Origin of the sequence: Paenibacillus sp. FSL R7-0198, from assembly GCF_038000415.1 — a bacterium.
Lineage (GTDB): Bacteria > Bacillota > Bacilli > Paenibacillales > Paenibacillaceae > Paenibacillus.
This window is the reverse complement of record NZ_JBBOCB010000002.1, coordinates 219,624-235,797: the sequence shown is the minus strand read 5'-3', so window position 1 is coordinate 235,797 and position 16,174 is coordinate 219,624. Positions and strand designations below refer to the sequence as shown.

Genomic DNA, 16,174 nt, shown 5'->3' with positions numbered 1-16,174 from the left:
TCATGCACCATGCTTCAAGAGCCTATCGGTGGTTCCTAGGGTTTAACTACGTCATCCTGACGATTCTTGCCTTGTTATGTCTGTTCCCGATTGTGAATATATTAGCGATTTCATTTAGTTCGAGTGATGCGGTCAAAGCAGGAAGCGTCACATTCTGGCCTGTGGATTTCACGTTGTCCTCCTATCAATACATTCTGGAAAATCAGCAATTCCTGAACTCGTTCGGCACTAGCCTTCTTCGTGTCGTACTAGGAGTTACGACCAATCTGATCTTCACGATTCTGGTAGCTTATCCGCTCTCCAAAGAGGCTGCCAAATTCCGTTCAAGAACGTTCTATGCCTGGATATTCGTATTCACCATGTTATTCAGTGGAGGATTGATCCCTGGTTATCTGGTGGTTAAGGAAGCGGGGCTGCTGGATTCCATCTGGGCGTTGATTTTGCCAGGCGCTGTTCCGATCTTTAATGTACTTTTAATGCTTAATTTCTTCCGGGGATTACCGAAGGAGCTTGAAGAAGCTTCCTGGATGGATGGGGCAGGACATTTCCGCACCCTATGGAGCATTTATCTTCCAATCTCTCTGCCAAGTATCGCGACCATTACGTTGTTCGCCATGGTGGGACACTGGAACGCCTGGTTTGATGGCATGATCTATATGAAAAGTCCGGAAGGGTATCCGCTTGCTACCTATCTTCAGTCCATGTTGCAGCAGGTGACGATGATTCAGAGTGAGATGATGACGCTGGAGGATGCAACGCTCTTAAGTCAGGTATCGGATAGAACCACCCAAGCTTCCCAGATCTTTTTGTCCGTTATTCCGATCCTGCTTGTGTATCCGTTCCTGCAGCGGTATTTCGTTCATGGGCTTGTCGTTGGAAGTGTAAAGGGATAAGATCGATAGGAGGAAAACCGATCGATGGAAGGAGCCGATTTCTGGCTCCTTTTTTGCTATTGAGGAGAGAGCGTGAGGAGAGGAGGAGGGAAACATTGCGATTCATCCGGGGGAGATGGAGAGAGTCATCCATTGTTGTTAAACTGATGATTGCTTTTGTACTGGTCATTCTGCCCTTGTATGGGATAAGCATTATGATTACGCAAGTCAGCTCCAATCAAATGCAGACGGAGGTGGAGAAGGCACATGAGTCCAAATTGTACTTCTACCATAATCATCTGCAATTCGAATTGGAGCGAATGAGTTCGCTTGTTACAGAATTTTCATTTGATGAAACCATGTCCACACTAAGTACACGAGCCGCAATTATGAGCAGGTATGAAGTCACGTCCAGTCTGAACAATATCCACAATAAGCTGGGTCAGATCATGGTGACAAGTCCCTACATTAGTGATGTGGTGTACTATGTTCCTGCTCTACACAAACGGGTCAGTGCTGCGGACGGGATTCGCGACGTGGAGGATAACGAATGGCAGAATCTGCTCGCCTCGATGGGGAATCTGAATGGCGAATTATCACATTCCAATAACGATCTCTATTTCCTGAAAAGTAATCCATATAACATGAACCATGAGGAACCGCCCAATTTCATATTAGGAATACGCTTGTCAGCTGAAGAATTGAAACACCGATTGCAACAGCTGTCGGAGACGGGTGAGAGTGAGATTACACTGAGTTTTGGTGAACAGCAACATGTAGTGATCTCTTCTTCAGAACAGCCAGCACCTGTTAAACCGATTCGAACAGTTTCGCCTGAACCGTCCGAGTCCATGCAAGTTACGAAGTTTCAATCTGATCCATATCTCTATTATTCGTTACATGATAAGGATCACTCGTTCACCCTGACAGCCACTATACCGCAAGATGTGCTGAGGGCACCGCTGGAACAATACAACGTATGGTTATGGATGGTCACCTTCATGTCGGTTGTGATTATTATTGTCTTCTCGTTTTCGATCTACAGATCGATTCACCAACCATTAGCGGTACTCATTCGAGGATTCAGGATGGCAGAACAGGGCCAGACAAGCGTACATATTCCTTCATCCAGAAGGGATGAATTCGGCTATTTGTACTCTCGATTCAACCATATGATAGAGCGCTTACATATTTTGATCGATGAGAATTATGTTGCACGGATTCGAACAAGTGAAGCGGAACTTAAACATCTGCAATCCCAGATTCAACCTCACTTTTTATACAACAGTCTGTTCAGCATCAAGCAGATGGCTGAGGTGGAGAATGTGGAGCTCATTCAGGAATTCACCGACTATCTGGGTCAATATTTCAAGTACATGTCTCGGGATTCTCATACAGAGGTGTCGTTGGGGGCTGAAATTGACCATGCGCTGGTCTATGCATCCATTCAGAAAATCCGGTTTGGTTCGAGGATTCAATTGGAATTGGAGGATCTGGATGCGAGGTACAAAATGATTTCGATTCCCAGAGTTATTATCCAGCCGATCGTGGAAAATGTGTTTGAGTATGCACTAGCCAAACGTAGCCAGGGAGGAATTCTACAACTATCGTACCAACAGGATCAGGACAAACTGTCCATTCGCATTGAGGATGATGGGGATCAGTTAACCGACGAAACGTTGAATTACCTGCAATCTGCCTTTGAGGAAATAGAGCGGAAACATGGAAACGAAGAGATAACCGGGCTCTTGAATGTGAATCAGCGATTAAGAATCAAATTCGGGGCTGCCTATGGTCTTACAGCGCAGCGAAGTGAGCTCGGTGGGTTGTGCATTATAGTGAAGATTCCATGGAAAGGGGAGTAGCGACATGCAGCGGATGCTTATTGTAGATGATGAACCCGTTATTTTGGATGGATTGTATGCTTTCTTTCAAAAGGCGAACTTTCAGGATATGGAGATTATTAAAGCATACTCTGCCTTTGAAGCCATCGATTGGCTGAACTCGGTCAAGATTGATATTGTACTCAGTGATATCTGTATGCCTGGCATGGATGGCATGCAGTTGATTGAGCAGATTATGGACCGGTGGCCACGATGCAAAGTTCTCTTGCTGACAGGTCATAACGAATTCGATTATGCACACCAAGCCATTCGCAATCCTTGCGTTGTTGATTACCTGTTAAAGACAGAGGGCATGAATCACATTCGGGCTGCGGTAGAACGGGCATTAACACAGATCTCGGAAGAGAATGATTTTCGCTACCAAGCTGCCTGGTTTCGCAGTAAATTACCAAGAGCGCTGCCCCAGTTACAGCGTCAATTGCTGCTGGATGTGCTTAAGCGAACGGATAGGCATGATATCATTTCACTTCAAGAAGAACTGGATGCTGTGCAGCTGCCTTTCGAATCCGATCAACTCGTTATTCCAGTGATCATCCGGGTAGAGGAGTGGAACAACTATCAGTCTCAGGCGGATCGCAGTCTCATCCGCTATGCCGTTGCCAATGTTGCAGAAGAGCTACTGCAGGACAAAGCCAAGGTGAAAGCAATTGATCTGGACACTCAGGTCATCGCGTGTTTTATTCAATCGCAAGAGACGTATCCGTCACACGTATCTGATACGCAAGGAGATCAAGGGAGTCAGCTGGATAGCTGGGTACAGACCCTTCGTTTTGTCTATGGCACATTGGAGTCTGTGCAGCAATCCTGTGCGGACTGCTTGAACCTGTCTGTATCCATTATGGTCAGCGAGCAGGCGGTAGAGTGGAGCAGGGTTAATCAGGCAATCGGGCAGTTACGCCTGTCGATTCATGAGAGTCCCGGGCTTGGGATGGAGAAGCTACTGCGTGTAAATATCCAGGATGAATTACCTTACACCCCTAGCATTATGAATCAACAGGGTGTTGTAACACTACATCTGGATCAGATCAAACAGCGAATAACCGCCGGGGATCGGGAATGGATAGAGTCCTTCCATAAATGGACCGAGGCAGCGAAGGAGGGACTTCCGGATCCGTTCTTTCGCATGAAAACGTATACGGGTGCAGCCAACGTAATCATTGAAGTTCTGCACGAACTGGGGTTATATGAATCGGCAATGGAAGAAATATCGCTGTCCCGAATGTTACATTTTGATATTCATACCGCATGGACCGATCTGGTCATCTTTTATCAATCGGCATACGAATGGATGATCTCCAAACGAAGCGATGCCCGCCTGAACGACCAATCACAGATTCTGATCACGATCCATCATTATATCAAGCACCATCTGGAGGATGACCTCTCACTCACACGGATCGCACAGGAAGTTTCTCTTAACCCTTCTTATCTGTCGCGTTGGTACAAACGAATTACAGGCAAAGGCATATCCGACTACATCCATGACCGCAGAGTGGAGCGAAGCAAAGAGTTGCTTCTGGGTTCTTCCTGCAAGATGCATGAAATATCCGCGAAAGTTGGATTTAGTGATCAGCATTATTTTTATCGTTTCTTCAAAAAAGCAACAGGCTGCACCCCTCAAGAGTATCGGGATCAGAAAAGTTAGATGATGTCTCAAATGGTAAATCAAAGATACCAGATGTCAACGGGATACACTCGAAGTGATAGCGCTTTCTTTGTAAGATGAAAATATATATAAGATGAATACAATTAAACCATGAACGGAGAGAGCAGAAAGAATCTGAAGAAGCGGAGCGTTCGCCTTTATCAACAGATTTCTCCCTTGGAAAAAGGGATAAAGGAAATCTGGGCATAACAGTGATCGGAAGGTTATTCTGCTATCGGAGTGGATGTTTAATATTTATAGTTCATCTTATATACCTCACGGGAGGAGAAAAAAGGGGGATTCGCATGAATATATCATTCAAGAAGTTCTCATTATTAACATTAACCATGGTACTGGCCACCACACTTGCTGCCTGTTCGTCTGGTGCGGGAAGTGCCGAGAAGGAAGCTGAGTCGAACACACAGCAGGATGCGGGAGGACCACTTACGACATATGACCCACCCATTAAATTGACTTCCACCATGAATGAAACGGGGAAAGAATCGCTCGCCCAAGGAGATACACACGCCAATAACATCTGGACCAGAGGGTACAAGGATGAACTCGGTATTGATGTAACGTACGAATGGATTGTTCCAGATGCCAATTATAACGATAAGATGAATGTCACGCTGGCGAGTGGTGATCTGCCGGATGTACTGAAAGTGAGTGCTGTTCAATTCGAACAACTGCATGAAGCGGGAATGCTGGAGGATCTGACCGAAGTATATGACAAGTATGCATCCGAACTGTTGAAGGAGTTCATGTCTGCTGAGGATGGAGCAGGTTTGAAGCCGGTAACGAAGGATGGCAAAATATACGCCATGGTGAGTTTTCCAGGCTCGCTGGATTCCTCGGATATGATCTGGATTCGTCAGGATTGGCTGAAAAAGGTCGGTCTTGGAGCGCCCAAATCCATGCAGGATGTTATCCAGGTTGCAGAAGCCTTTACCTTCGAAGATCCAGACGGAAATGGCAAAGATGATACGTACGGCATTGCCTTGAACAAAGATTTACCTATAAACGCGTTCTTGCTTGGTTATCATGGTTATCTCGAAACCTGGATTAAGGATGCTTCAGGTCAAGTCGTGAATGGGACGATCCAACCCGAAGTGAAAGAAGGATTACGTGAGCTTCAGACTCTGTATCAGAAGGGTGTGCTTGATCCCGAATTTGGCGTGAAGGATTTTGCTAAAATGATGGAGGATGTGAATGCAGGCAAGTCAGGCATGTTCTTCCTGCCACAATGGGCACCTTTTCAGGTTAGCAGCATGATCAAAAAAGACAAAAACATCGACTGGATGCCTTACCCGGTTCAATCGATTGATGATCAACCAGCAAAAACACAGAATCATCTTAGTCTGGGCGGTATATTTGCCGTTCGCAAAGGCTACGAGCATCCGGAAGCGTTAATCAAGTTGCTCAATTTCCAGGCTGAAAAAATGTTCGGTGAGTCTGCCAAGGAAGAACGGGCTGCTTATTTGAATGGACTGACAGGTCTTGGTTTTCATAATGCAACGGTCTCCAACCTGCCAGCCAACAAAAATGTGAAGGCACAGGATGAAGTGGAGCAGGCGCTCAAAACAGGAGATACGTCCGGATTGGAACTCGAAGCGAAGCTGTTCTATGACGATATTATGGATTATCGGAATGGGAATCTCGACAAGTGGCATATGGAGCGTATCTTTGGCCCAGAGAGTTCACAAGGTGTGATTAAATATTATCGGGATAATAACCTCATTGTCATGAATGAATTCATCTATGCACCGACGAGAACAATGAATACGAAGCAAGCAACACTGGATAAACTGAGAGCCGAGACGTTTCTGAAAATCATCTATGGTAACTTGTCAATTGACGAGTTTGATAACTTTGTAGCCAATTGGAAGAAACTTGGCGGGGATCAGATCACACAAGAAGTAAATGATACCATCGCAGCTAACCAATAGAAGGACTAATTGATATAATCCAAGAATGAAAAATGAAAAAATGGTGCGCTCCTAAAGGGAGGCACCATTTTTTGATGCTGATCATTTGCGTTTCAATAACAGAACTCCACTGATCGCTGACGTTTTCTGGCGGTACACCACTTTGAATCCAATATCATTGTCCAACAAACAGTTTAATGCATTAATCAGTAATGCACCGGGAACCAGTGTGAATGTACATGGAGACGTATTACCAATCACGCGTACACTTTGGATTCTGCGCGCAGAACCGGGAATGAGCGGATTTCTAGACCAATAAATTAATACCAGATCCGGTTGTGGAACAGCATTGACACGAGCCATACTAATCATCTCTTTTCTATTAAAGGTTCTTAATAGTAGATGAAAAGTAGAGAAAAGGGTGTTAGACGGAAGACATGATGTTTAATAAATAGACTCTACTTATTCGTTGAGTGCTGTTTGGATGGCAACTTGTCCCCTGGCGTTCCCTTGCCGTTGTTTTTATTGTGACGCGCTTTTTCGGCATTTTCGTTAACTTTCTTCACAAAATCTTGAGTACTTTCCATTTTAAATTACAGCTCCTTCCACAAGCAAAATGTGTATTCCCGATTGTTAATATAACCACTGGAAAGTGATTTTATTTTGGTGACATCGCTAAATTTAATTTTGATTCCACATGCTTAGGTCAGTTGGGACATACTGGACATGGGAAGTTCATGCGTCTAAACTAGATAGACCAGACACACTAAGAAGGGATGCGCCGATCCAAACCATGTTGCAGAAATTCGGGTTTACACAATATGAAAGTCAGGTATACGAGGCTATATTTGCCCAGGATGAACCGCTTGATGCCACATCGATTGTTAATTACTCCAACGTTCCCAAAGCCAAAATCTATGAAGTGCTCAATCGCCTGATCGACAAGGGAACGGTGCTGACAACGATGGATGGGAAGAAGAAACTATATATGGCTGTGGATCTTCAGTCCATTATTCATAAGATAAAGGCTGATTTTGAGAAAGATATTGAGGAATTGAAGAGTTACAAAATCAAACGTACATTCACCGATGAACATATCTGGACGTTAAAAGATGAGTCATCCATCGCGTCGAATATCGAACAGCTTATCGAAGAAGCAGATTCATCGATTCTTTTTCTGGCCTGGAATGAGCGAATGGAGAAATATCGTGAACTGCTGGAGCAGAAGGAAAAGCAGGGAGTGTACGTTGAAGTGCTTGCCATTGGGGGAATGGAGACATCCTTAAACCGGATATACTCGTTGATTCCATTGCTTGATGCGCCGGAACCTTCACAGCTGCTTATTGTGGATCATGCATATCTGCTGTTTGCTGGTGTAGAGCACGATTCATGGCGAGCGATCAAGACGATGTCCAAACCGATTGTTAAAGCGATGACTGATTATTTCTATCATGATGTTGCCCTTACTCAAATTACCAAAAAATACGGTGACCAACTGTTACAGGATGCTGAAATCGAGCGATTGCTCACCAGATTGATTTATTAAAACTATTCTCTTGGAGGATAGTTTTTTTGCTTGAAAAAAATCATGAAAATAACTATTGAAACTTTCATTCTTATGGGTTACTATCGTAGTTGTAACTTTTGAGGAGGATTCAAAAATGAACAAGAAAGTATATGTGCTTGCTATCGCAGCATTTGTGGTCGGAACCGTTGAATTGATCTTGGGAGGAATTCTGGACCTGATTGCTACGGATCTTCATCTTTCCCTGGCGAAAGCCGGGTATTTAATCTCTATTTTCTCACTTGTCTATGCGTTGTCTGCACCAATTTTATTAAATATAACGGCCAGATTCGAGCGTAAAAAAGTATATATGTGTACGCTGTTTGTATTTCTAATCAGTAATCTGATCTCTGCGTTCAGTACCAGCTTTTATATGCTGATGGCGGGTAGAGCACTCGGAGCAGCAACGGGTTCACTTATTTTTGTGCTCTCCCTAACCCTTGCAGCGCGCATTGTGGAACCACAGTATAAAGGACGCGCCGTGGGGACCATTACCATGGGAGGCAGTGCCTCACTTATCCTGGGTGTACCCCTTGGTATCTTTGTAGGCAACTTGGCTGGCTGGCGTGAAGTGTTTATGTTGATTGCTATACTGACCGCAGTGGTTATGGTAGCGATCTGGATTGCGATGGATCGAGTGCAACCAATTCCCGCTGTATCCCTGAAAAAACAGCTTACGGCTCTGTGGAATCCAAAAATGTTGGCAATTCATGCTACGACTCTGCTTGTTCTCGCGGGTCATTTGACGTTATATGCATATTTCACACCATTTCTGCAAGAAACGCTGGGTGCCAGCGCGACGATGGTTACCTTTATCTATATGATGTTTGGGATCGCCGCTGTTGCAGGTGGAGGCATTGGGGGCATGTTATCTGATCGTCTGCACCCTGCTAAAGCGATAGTCATTGTGCTGATTCCCTTTATCGTGAGTATGGCTGTCATTCCGTTCAGTGTTCAATTGCCTTTGATTGCCTTCTTGATATTATTAAGCATCTGGAGTGCACTGAGCTGGACGGTTACGCCTGTACAGAATAGTCTCATTATCAAAACTTCGCCGGAAACAGCCGAAACGCTAATCAGCACCAATTCAGGTATTGCACATGCAGGTATTGCACTGGGTACCTATATCGGCGGCATGGTGATTGATCACTCATCGATTCTGAACACCGGATGGGTTGGTTCTGTGCTGATTCTGCTTGGTTTGGTGTCTGCCATCTATGCCATTAGCGTTAAGGAAAAAACCGTTCAGGCGGTTGCTTAGAATAAAGAAATTAGACAAAAACTTGAACCTCTGCATTCCCATAGACAATGGGGTGTAGAGGTTTTTTTGCTATCTTACGAGAGTAAGCGAGAGTAGAATAAACTACTTTTCATATAGACTGAAACTTGCTTTATTCATCGTAATCTATATAATTAAAATAGTTTTAAAAAGTGTCATCTAATGTCGAACTGGATGATATACACAGAGGGGGCAATGATCATGATCACAAAGACGGAGAAACAAAAAATGCTGGACGGCGAGCTGTACATGGCTTCGGATCTTCAATTGTCTGAGGACAGAGAGTATGCAAGGAAAATGACGCGGACGTTCAATCAAACGACGGAAACGGACGGTGAGCTTCGCACCAAGTTATTGAAGGAATTGTTGGGATCTACTGGGGAACACTTGAGTATGGAACCCCATATTCATGTGGATTATGGATATAACATTCATGTAGGCAACCATTTTTATGCCAATTTTAACTGTACGATATTAGATGTGTGTGAAGTACGTATTGGAGACCATTGTTTAATGGGGCCTGATGTACATATCTATACGGCTACTCATCCACTCCATCCGCATGAGCGCAATACGGGTGCAGAATATGGCAAGCCCGTTACGATTGGAAATAATGTATGGATTGGTGGTAGAGCCGTTATTAATCCGGGTGTGACCATTGGACACAACGTAGTCATTGCTTCTGGGTCTGTGGTTACGAAGGATGTTCCGGATAATATGATCGTGGGCGGCAATCCTGCTAGAATCATTAGAGAGATAGAGCTTTAACATATTTATAGATAGAAGATGGGAAGTGCTAGGGATGATGACTGAAAAAGAGAAATCTCAATTAGGGCTCTTATATAATGCTAATTATGATCAAGAGTTAATTGAAGAGCGTTTGTATGCCAAAGGACTTTGTTACGATTATAACCAGCTTCATCCAGCCAAGATCAACGAAAGAGAAGCGTTAATCAAGAAACTGCTGGGGAAAACGACGGATCGTTTCCTGATTGAACAGCCATTTGTATGTGATTATGGTTATAATATTGAAATTGGTGAGAACTTCTATAGCAATCATAATATTGTCATGCTGGATGGGGGAAAAATCAGTTTTGGAGATAACGTTTTTGTTGCTCCCAATTGCGGATTTTATACAGCAGGCCACCCTTATGATGTTGAGCAGCGCAATGAAGGTCTGGAGATCGTTGGACCCATCACGGTGGGCAATAATGTGTGGATTGGTGGCGGTGTGACAGTCCTTGCTGGTGTGACGATTGGAGATAATACGATCATCGGCGCAGGGAGCGTAGTGACCAAGAGTATACCGTCTGGTGTGATTGCTGCGGGTAATCCTTGCAGGGTCATTCGCAAGATAACAGAAGAAGACAAATCAAAGTACAGCAGGGATGTAGTGAAGAACATCTAGTGAAGAATAAATAGTGAACAACGTGATAGTCGCTAATGATAATGCCCGATGTGTATCATCGGGTGTTTCTTTTTGAAAATAAAAATAAAATCCCCCAGACAGAAAACATGCCAAGGTATCATATAACCGACACTTTTTCATGTGATATGTCTGGGGGATAGAAGAATGTATCTGTTACATTTGCTTAAAAAACCTTAACGCTGCAAACTTTTCCCGTTACTGCTGATCACTTCTTTGTACCAATGGAAGGATTTCTTGCGATAACGTTCGAGTGTTCCTGATCCATCGTCATGACGATCCACATAGATATAACCATAACGTTTTTTCAACTGGGCAGAAGACGCACTGACCACATCAATACAACCCCATGATGTATAACCCATAACTTCAACGCCATCTTCAATAGCTTCACCAACTTGAACCAGATGATCATTCAGATACTGGATTCGGTAGTCGTCTTCAACTGTTTTCTCGCCGTCAGCACCCGTGATCAATTCATCAACAGCACCAAGACCATTTTCTACAATAAACAGTGGTTTTTGATAACGGTCATAGAACATGTTAAGCACATAACGCAATCCTTGCGGGTCAATCTGCCATCCCCATTCACTTGCTGGCAGATAAGGGTTAGGTACACCCCCAAGCAGGTTACCTTCACCTGCGATTTGTTTCTCCGGGTCTGCCGTCTGACAGATACTCATGTAATAACTGAAAGAGATAAAGTCTACCGTATTCAGCAACATTTCCTCGTCGCCAGCTTCCATCTGAATCTCGATTCCATTCTCCCGGAAATAACGTTTCATATAACCAGGGTAGCGACCTCTTACATGCACATCACCGAAGAAATAGTTGCTATGTTCGAATTCCATGACTTTAATCATATCGTCTGGATTCGGTGTCAGTGGGTAGGTAGGCATACTGAGCATCATACAACCAATCTGTGCCGTAGGAATGATCTCATGACAGAGCTTCACAGCGGAAGCACTGGCTACAAACTCATGATGGATCGCCTGATAGAGATCTTGCTTGCTAAGCTTTTCCTTCGGCGTATAGATGCCACCGCTCATGAATGGTGCTTCGAGAATGGAATTGATTTCGTTAAAAGTAAGCCAGTATTTTACTTTGTTTTTGTAACGGTTGAAGACAGTGGTTACATAACGCTCGTAGAATCCAACCATTTTCCGGTTAACCCAGCCGTCGTATTCTTTGGACAAGTGAAGAGGTGTCTCATAGTGGGATAACGTTACGAGTGGTTCGATCCCGTATTTGTGACACTCGTCAAACAGATCGTCGTAGAATTGCAGTCCTTCTTCATTTGGTTCCAGCTCGTCCCCTTTTGGGAAAATACGGGACCAGGCGATGGAAGTACGGAATACCTTGAAGCCCATCTCGGCAAACAGTTTCACATCTTCCTTGTAGCGATGATACAGATCGATACCGATCAGTTTCATGTTATCTTCGGTTGGTTCTTCCGTGATTGGCCCCATGATGCCTTTGGGAGCTACATCCTGAGTAGATAATCCTTTGCCGCCTTGATTGTATGCACCTTCAGCCTGGTTGGCTGCAATTGCGCCACCCCACAGGAAATTTTCCGGGAATTGATAGGTTTGATTTTGAGAGTTGATCATGTTTATCGCTCCATTCATCAAATTGATTTTAAGAGGTTGTTCAACAAGCCCGCTTTTGATTACAAATGATGCCCAATGGCATCATCAGCATCGAATATGGAATTCAGCCGAAATGTCCGTTGCTCACGTAGTTTTCCCTACGCTCTGCTACTCCATTTCTAGCTTCATCCCATCTTCTCGGTACTGAAAACCGGTCTTTTTGAACACTGACTTTAAGATGATTCATGTATGACATAAAAAAAGCTTAAACGTTGTAACGGGTTACACGTCAAGTTTTACTTTTGACCCCAATCTAAGGCATACTATTATTCTAAATAAGTTCAACTAAAATTTACACGAAAACGGAGAGGACAGTAATAACCAGAAGAAGCGAAGCGGTCGCCTGAAAGCTTTCTGAAAGAAAGCTACATCGGAAGCATACGCTATCCCCGGATTTTCCCGTTTAGATATGGGAATCAAAAAATCTGGGGATAACAGCGATCGGAAGGTTGTTCTGTCATCGAAGTGCCAGTGTAAATAATCTTAGTTGAACTAATACAGTTAGTTAGCAAGAAGGGAGTCTCCGATGTCCAAGTTTGATGAAATTATGAAGCGGTCCGGTTACTCAAAAGCGACAGTGTCACGCGTGATTAATCATTCTCCGCATGTTAGTGATGAAGCAAGACAGATCATAACGGATATTATGAAACAGTTGAATTATATTCCCAACCGGAATGCGGTATCGTTATCTACAGGACAGACAAAGCAGATTGGAATTGTGACCTCTACCACAGGTGAGATCATTCTTACATTCATGAATCAATTCATTGATACAGCCATGGATTTTGGGTTTCAGACGATTATCTATACATCCCGTGGAGATCCAGAGATTGAATTGCAGGCGTTCGAAGATCTGCGCAGTAAACGAGTTGATGGTCTAGTTATTATTGCTTGTGTCAATGATCCTCGGAAATTAAAAGCTTATATGGAGTATGGGCCCATTGTCTCCTGGCAGCGAATGGGGAACGACGAGATTCCGTCTGTTGCGATGGATCAGGCAGAGGGGTATAAGTTAGCTCTGGAGCATCTGGTATCAAGAGGATACACCCGAATTGCAAATGCATTTGGCAGGGCTGAAAGTTTGAATACCCAGAGTCGCCGTGAAGCCTATGAATCTTTCATGAAGAGCAGAGGGTTGCATGTGTGGACTGAAGCATATCAATATTCCGTATTCAGCTCCTCCGACGGCGAAGAAGCGATGCGAAGAATGGCTGAGGGACCAGAACTTCCACAGGCCGTATTATGTTCGAATGATTATGCAGCCATCGGTATTCTGAGTGAAGCACGCAGACGAAATATTCAGGTACCGGAACAACTCGCCATTGTGGGGTTTGATGATATCGAGCTTTCCCGTGTTCTTGGAATCACGACCATACACAATCCGATTGCGGAGCAAGCCACCCAGGCTTTCCATCACTTGTGGGCTGTATTGGGTAAAACAGAGTTGAAGACAGAGCAGCTGACATACCAGCTGATTGAGCGTGAGACAACTTGAATCCATAAGACCTGATGTGGAAATCTGGTTTTATGGATTCAATAATTATTCAAATTTGAAGCATCTTCGAATCGGACACATACGTTATACTGAATATGAGCTTCAGAACGACATATTTGTATGGAGATGTGGCGTGAGGTTTTTGTATCATGTTACAAGTTACATATTTCACAAACGATCTGCGGGAAAGGTGAGAATGAACTTTATGAAGACAGTGACAGGCCGATTCAGAATTGCGGGCATATGGGAGGGCGTATCCTTACTTCTGTTGATTTTTATTGCTATGCCTCTGAAATATTTTGCAGATATCTCTTCCGCTGTAGCCGTAATGGGCATGATTCATGGTATTTTGTTTCCTTTGTACCTAATTGCGCTAGTTCACTTGGCTTTGGTCAAGAAGTGGAAGATAACGCGCTGGCTGATGGGTGGACTGGCCGGTCTACTGCCGTTTGGAACTTTTGTATTTGAATCTTATCTTCGGAAGAGAGATTGGAAATAAAAATCAATAAGAATAAATGAAAGCAGGCGACTAATTCAGATGTTATCCGAATTGTCGCCTGTTACTTTCTGTACAAGTACTACTTTACTGTACCTTGTTGACGATCGGACAATAAGCTGACTCCAATATCGCCAGAGGCATTCGATACAGGTGCATATGCCGAGAAGGAAGTAACAACTACCAGCGCAGTGAACAGAAACAAGAATGATTTTTTCATACCATAACCTCTTTCATATGGGGATATATTCCATTTGATTCTAACGCATATAGGCTATACTTGAAAAGAAAAAGTTTAAATGAGCAAGCTATTGAATGACTGAAAGGGTTGAGCTTCTATGAAAGATATTCATGAGTTAACATCCATAGAAATGGTTGAAGAAACTATTCAACAACATGAATTGGTTTTTTTGTATGTATCTCGGCCAGAGTGCAGTGTATGTCACGCTTTACTTCCCAAGATCAGGGTGTTGCTTGAACATTACCCATCAATATACCTGGGTCACATTAATGCTAATGAAGTGGAAGAGGTTGCGTCCAAGTTTCTTATTTTTACCGTTCCAACAATGATCATGCTTGTGGAGCAGAAGGAATATATTCGAGCGGATCGTTTTGTTCGCTTGGAACGTCTGGAAGAGCAGCTGCAACAGATTCACTCCATGTATATCCAGGATGAGGAATAGAAAGCAAAGTTACAGGAACAGCGGCTCATACATGAGCCGTTTTTTTTCACCCGCAGTGGCATATAGCTATATATAAAGTACATGATGTCTGAACTCGCAAATTAAAGTGTTGCCATGAAAACGGTTTTATGATAATTTAAACATTATAAAAACGTTTTTATAGTAAAGGGACAAAACTTATGGCAAAGATAACGATTAAAGATGTAGCAAGGGAAGCGGGCGTATCCATATCTACAGTCTCCAACGCCTTGAATGGTGTGGATGTCTTGAACCCGGAGACGAAATCACATGTTCTTAAGGTGGCAGAGCGTTTAAACTATGTGCCTAACCTGAATGGTAAGCTATTGAAGTCCGGTCAAACCAAAATGCTTGGTTTTTTCACTACAAGTGTATCGGGTCCGTATTTCTATAAGCTGGTTGAGTCAATGTCTCGCGAATGTGATCGTCTTGGGTATGGGCTGAATGTATTTGTGACCAAGGATAAACACGTTATTATGAGTAATATTCTGGGTCGGCGGGTGGATGGTGTCATTATCTACGAAGAGCTTCGGATCGACGAGCAAGATATTATCGCCATGGAGAAAGACAAGATCAAGGCGGTTTTTCTGGATCGGGTCTATCAGAGCGATACGATGGGAAGTGTCATTTTTGACTCGTATGTGGCGGCTTATGAAGCAACCAAGTATTTAATTGGGCTGGGGCACAAAAAAATTGCTTATATTTCGGGTGTGGACACGATGTTTGACAGTGTGCAGCGTAGAGACGGCTATTTGGCCGCCTTGCGTGAATACCAGCTACCAATCGATGAAGATTACATTATACAAGGGTATTTTGAGGAGGAGAGCACGTATAGTGCGATAAAATCTTTTCTTCATTTGCACCCCGGCAAGCGGCCAGATGCATTTCTTGCGGGGAATGACTTGAGTGCAATTGGCTGTATGCATGCGTTGAAGTCTGAGGGCTTTGAAGTGCCTCAAGATGTTAGTGTCGTGGGTTTTGACGATATTGATATCGCACAGTATTTTTCTCCACCGCTCACAACGGTAAGAAATCAAATTGCAAGACAGGGTATCCTGGCAATCAACCAATTGGTGGGGATGATCAAGGAGAAAGAACAAGGGGCTGCGCAAAAATTGGCGGGTGAGCTGGTGGTGAGAGGTTCAAGCCATGTGAAGATCGACCGGAAAGACTACCGTACATAAGTTGATTCAGCGTCTTCTCCGGTCTTTTTTT

The 16,174-nt window shown here is 43.8% G+C and carries 16 protein-coding genes; 12 read left to right on the top strand and 4 right to left on the bottom strand.

The window, feature by feature from the left end; all coding sequences use genetic code 11:
• Positions 1 to 2 precede the first annotated feature (2 nt).
• The 4 genes from MKY87_RS30615 (at position 3) to MKY87_RS30600 (ending at position 6,370) form a co-directional block, all read left to right on the top strand.
• The gene (locus tag MKY87_RS30615; RefSeq protein ID WP_062834211.1) at positions 3 to 893 is read left to right on the top strand and encodes a carbohydrate ABC transporter permease; all 891 of its coding nucleotides are present in this window, start codon (positions 3 to 5) and stop codon (positions 891 to 893) included.
• A 95-nt stretch (positions 894 to 988) separates the two neighbouring features.
• Positions 989 to 2,737, top strand: coding sequence for a sensor histidine kinase (locus tag MKY87_RS30610; protein WP_339784076.1), 1,749 nt, complete (start codon positions 989 to 991; stop codon positions 2,735 to 2,737).
• 4 nt (positions 2,738 to 2,741) lie between these two features.
• Positions 2,742 to 4,421: a response regulator gene (locus tag MKY87_RS30605; RefSeq protein ID WP_339784075.1), complete on the top strand. Its 1,680-nt coding sequence runs from the start codon at positions 2,742 to 2,744 to the stop codon at positions 4,419 to 4,421.
• A gap of 305 nt (positions 4,422 to 4,726) precedes the next feature.
• Positions 4,727 to 6,370 carry an extracellular solute-binding protein gene (locus MKY87_RS30600; protein ID WP_340967781.1) on the top strand — a complete coding sequence of 548 codons (1,644 nt, stop codon included), beginning with the start codon at positions 4,727 to 4,729 and terminating at the stop codon, positions 6,368 to 6,370.
• 81 nt (positions 6,371 to 6,451) lie between these two features.
• Here MKY87_RS30600 and MKY87_RS30595 read toward each other — a convergent pair whose 3' ends face one another.
• On the bottom strand, positions 6,452 to 6,712 hold the full coding sequence (locus MKY87_RS30595) for a hypothetical protein (RefSeq protein WP_091030953.1): 261 nt from the start codon (positions 6,710 to 6,712) through the stop codon (positions 6,452 to 6,454).
• Between the two features lie 95 nt (positions 6,713 to 6,807).
• Entirely contained in the window at positions 6,808 to 6,936 is a 129-nt protein-coding gene (locus MKY87_RS30590) for a DUF4023 family protein (RefSeq protein WP_047842809.1), read from the bottom strand.
• A 206-nt stretch (positions 6,937 to 7,142) separates the two neighbouring features.
• Here MKY87_RS30590 and MKY87_RS30585 point away from each other — a divergent pair, with 206 nt between their 5' ends.
• The 4 genes from MKY87_RS30585 (at position 7,143) to MKY87_RS30570 (ending at position 10,600) form a co-directional block, all read left to right on the top strand.
• Positions 7,143 to 7,895: a TrmB family transcriptional regulator gene (locus MKY87_RS30585; protein WP_340967780.1), complete on the top strand. Its 753-nt coding sequence runs from the start codon at positions 7,143 to 7,145 to the stop codon at positions 7,893 to 7,895.
• 115 nt (positions 7,896 to 8,010) lie between these two features.
• Entirely contained in the window at positions 8,011 to 9,174 is a 1,164-nt protein-coding gene (locus MKY87_RS30580) for an MFS transporter (protein WP_340967779.1), read from the top strand.
• 219 nt (positions 9,175 to 9,393) lie between these two features.
• Positions 9,394 to 9,960, top strand: coding sequence for a sugar O-acetyltransferase (locus MKY87_RS30575; RefSeq protein WP_340967778.1), 567 nt, complete (start codon positions 9,394 to 9,396; stop codon positions 9,958 to 9,960).
• Between the two features lie 37 nt (positions 9,961 to 9,997).
• Positions 9,998 to 10,600: a sugar O-acetyltransferase gene (locus MKY87_RS30570; RefSeq protein WP_340967795.1), complete on the top strand. Its 603-nt coding sequence runs from the start codon at positions 9,998 to 10,000 to the stop codon at positions 10,598 to 10,600.
• A gap of 194 nt (positions 10,601 to 10,794) precedes the next feature.
• Here the strand turns inward: MKY87_RS30570 and MKY87_RS30565 are convergent, their stop codons facing one another.
• The gene (locus MKY87_RS30565; RefSeq protein ID WP_340967777.1) at positions 10,795 to 12,228 is read right to left on the bottom strand and encodes a glycoside hydrolase family 1 protein; all 1,434 of its coding nucleotides are present in this window, start codon (positions 12,226 to 12,228) and stop codon (positions 10,795 to 10,797) included.
• Positions 12,229 to 12,793: 565 nt separating this feature from the next.
• Here MKY87_RS30565 and MKY87_RS30560 point away from each other — a divergent pair.
• Both MKY87_RS30560 and MKY87_RS30555 read left to right on the top strand, forming a co-directional pair.
• Positions 12,794 to 13,762: a LacI family DNA-binding transcriptional regulator gene (locus MKY87_RS30560; RefSeq protein ID WP_340967776.1), complete on the top strand. Its 969-nt coding sequence runs from the start codon at positions 12,794 to 12,796 to the stop codon at positions 13,760 to 13,762.
• Positions 13,763 to 13,967: 205 nt separating this feature from the next.
• Entirely contained in the window at positions 13,968 to 14,261 is a 294-nt protein-coding gene (locus tag MKY87_RS30555; protein WP_036608336.1) for a DUF3817 domain-containing protein, read from the top strand.
• A gap of 79 nt (positions 14,262 to 14,340) precedes the next feature.
• On the opposite strand, the gene MKY87_RS30550 is transcribed toward MKY87_RS30555, so the two are convergent.
• The gene (locus tag MKY87_RS30550) at positions 14,341 to 14,478 is read right to left on the bottom strand and encodes a hypothetical protein (RefSeq protein ID WP_167350856.1); all 138 of its coding nucleotides are present in this window, start codon (positions 14,476 to 14,478) and stop codon (positions 14,341 to 14,343) included.
• Between the two features lie 118 nt (positions 14,479 to 14,596).
• Here MKY87_RS30550 and MKY87_RS30545 point away from each other — a divergent pair, with 118 nt between their 5' ends.
• Both MKY87_RS30545 and MKY87_RS30540 read left to right on the top strand, forming a co-directional pair.
• Positions 14,597 to 14,941, top strand: coding sequence for a thioredoxin family protein (locus MKY87_RS30545; protein WP_340967775.1), 345 nt, complete (start codon positions 14,597 to 14,599; stop codon positions 14,939 to 14,941).
• 179 nt (positions 14,942 to 15,120) lie between these two features.
• On the top strand, positions 15,121 to 16,143 hold the full coding sequence (locus MKY87_RS30540) for a LacI family DNA-binding transcriptional regulator (RefSeq protein ID WP_076330992.1): 1,023 nt from the start codon (positions 15,121 to 15,123) through the stop codon (positions 16,141 to 16,143).
• Positions 16,144 to 16,174: the final 31 nt, after the last annotated feature.

Bases quoted from the DNA above. Each gene is read 5' to 3' on its own strand.
- MKY87_RS30545 (WP_340967775.1), top strand. From the start codon at position 14,597: ATGAAAGATATTCATGAGTTAACATCCATAGAAATGGTTGAAGAAACT.
- MKY87_RS30585 (WP_340967780.1), top strand. From the start codon at position 7,143: ATGTTGCAGAAATTCGGGTTTACACAATATGAAAGTCAGGTATACGAG.
- MKY87_RS30555 (WP_036608336.1), top strand. From the start codon at position 13,968: ATGAAGACAGTGACAGGCCGATTCAGAATTGCGGGCATATGGGAGGGC.
- MKY87_RS30570 (WP_340967795.1), top strand. From the start codon at position 9,998: ATGACTGAAAAAGAGAAATCTCAATTAGGGCTCTTATATAATGCTAAT.
- MKY87_RS30600 (WP_340967781.1), top strand. From the start codon at position 4,727: ATGAATATATCATTCAAGAAGTTCTCATTATTAACATTAACCATGGTA.
- MKY87_RS30590 (WP_047842809.1), bottom strand. From the start codon at position 6,936: ATGGAAAGTACTCAAGATTTTGTGAAGAAAGTTAACGAAAATGCCGAA.
- MKY87_RS30540 (WP_076330992.1), top strand. From the start codon at position 15,121: ATGGCAAAGATAACGATTAAAGATGTAGCAAGGGAAGCGGGCGTATCC.
- MKY87_RS30575 (WP_340967778.1), top strand. From the start codon at position 9,394: ATGATCACAAAGACGGAGAAACAAAAAATGCTGGACGGCGAGCTGTAC.
- MKY87_RS30560 (WP_340967776.1), top strand. From the start codon at position 12,794: ATGTCCAAGTTTGATGAAATTATGAAGCGGTCCGGTTACTCAAAAGCG.
- MKY87_RS30595 (WP_091030953.1), bottom strand. From the start codon at position 6,712: ATGGCTCGTGTCAATGCTGTTCCACAACCGGATCTGGTATTAATTTAT.
- MKY87_RS30615 (WP_062834211.1), top strand. From the start codon at position 3: ATGCACCATGCTTCAAGAGCCTATCGGTGGTTCCTAGGGTTTAACTAC.
- MKY87_RS30565 (WP_340967777.1), bottom strand. From the start codon at position 12,228: ATGATCAACTCTCAAAATCAAACCTATCAATTCCCGGAAAATTTCCTG.
- MKY87_RS30580 (WP_340967779.1), top strand. From the start codon at position 8,011: ATGAACAAGAAAGTATATGTGCTTGCTATCGCAGCATTTGTGGTCGGA.
- MKY87_RS30550 (WP_167350856.1), bottom strand. From the start codon at position 14,478: ATGAAAAAATCATTCTTGTTTCTGTTCACTGCGCTGGTAGTTGTTACT.
- MKY87_RS30605 (WP_339784075.1), top strand. From the start codon at position 2,742: ATGCAGCGGATGCTTATTGTAGATGATGAACCCGTTATTTTGGATGGA.